We start from the raw sequence: 1,294 nt of genomic DNA on the forward strand, positions 1-1,294 counted from the left end.
TCCCCTCTTTAACCCGACTAATCGTCAGCCCCGTAAACCCGAATAGCAGCGTCAATAGCAATGACAAATAACAGAAGAACGCATAAGGTAGATAATCTAATACTGGCACCCCTAACGCCTGACTGATAAACACCCCGCACACACTCCAAGGCACCAGCGGATTAATCACCGTTCCTGCATCCTCAATCGTCCGAGACAGATTCTTTGGATGTAGATGTAAGCGCTCAAACGTTGACCGAAATGCCGTACCAGACAACAAGATACTCAAATACTGCTCACCAATCAGCACGTTAATACTTAGTGCCGACATCGCTGCAGCAAAGATAGCTCGCCCTGATGTCGTCAATGTGTCCTTAATACCAGATAGCAGTGCTGGCAGAATACCCAGTGCCGTTAACAGACCACCTAAGCTTAATGCCAGTATCACAATCGCCTGAGTAAAGAACATACTCTGTACACCGCCACGCGACAACATACCACCTACCTCACCCAACTCTAATGACTCAGCGGGTGCATAGCCTGCAAACAGATAGCCGCCTAACTGACCAAAGCTCGGTGAACTATGAACATAAGTAATAATCAGTGCCGCAGCAATAGTACAGATAATCGTATAAATCGCATTAACCCGAAACAGTGCTAGTCCGACCAATACCACAAAGGGTAATACCGAATACCCATGTACCAGACCACTGTCTATCAGTTGTCCTTGCAATATGATTACTTGACTCAGATCAGCACTGGTCGTCTGTCCTGAGAACATCCAAAACAAGATTACCGTCAGTATCCATGCAGGTACTGTCGTATACATCATATTACGAATGTGCTCAAACAGATCGATACCCACTACTGAAGAGGCAATCGTACAAGTATCAGACAAAGGCGACATCTTATCGCCAAAGAATGCCCCTGATACCACAGCCCCTGCCGCTATCGCCACATTGGCATCGAAAGCATTACTCATACCAATAAACGCTACGCCAAGCGTTGCTGCAGTCGTCAAACTACTACCCAATGCAATACCGATAATAGAGGTTAAGATAAAGGCAGAGATATAATAGTACTCAGGTGATATCAGCTGAAAGCCTACATACATGAGTGTAGGAATCGCACCTGACATCATCAAAGCCGCAACCATCAGTCCAATAAAGAAGAACAAATAGATGGCACCAATACCACGCATGACACCTGAGGCCATTTGTGCTTGCATGTCATCAAAGCTGAGTCCTTTGTACATACCGATAGCCATTAGTACACAGATGGCCAATATAAGAGACAAATGCGGCACCCAGCCAAA

1 protein-coding gene is annotated in these 1,294 nt (G+C 45.8%); it reads right to left on the bottom strand.

Annotated features, from left to right (window positions below; translation table 11 throughout):
• Positions 1-1,294 (bottom strand): Na+/H+ antiporter NhaC family protein (locus tag Q0788_RS13860; RefSeq protein WP_298811637.1); only part of this gene is annotated, 1,294 nt, incomplete at both ends.

Source organism: uncultured Psychrobacter sp., from assembly GCF_947500265.1.
Classification (GTDB): domain Bacteria; phylum Pseudomonadota; class Gammaproteobacteria; order Pseudomonadales; family Moraxellaceae; genus Psychrobacter.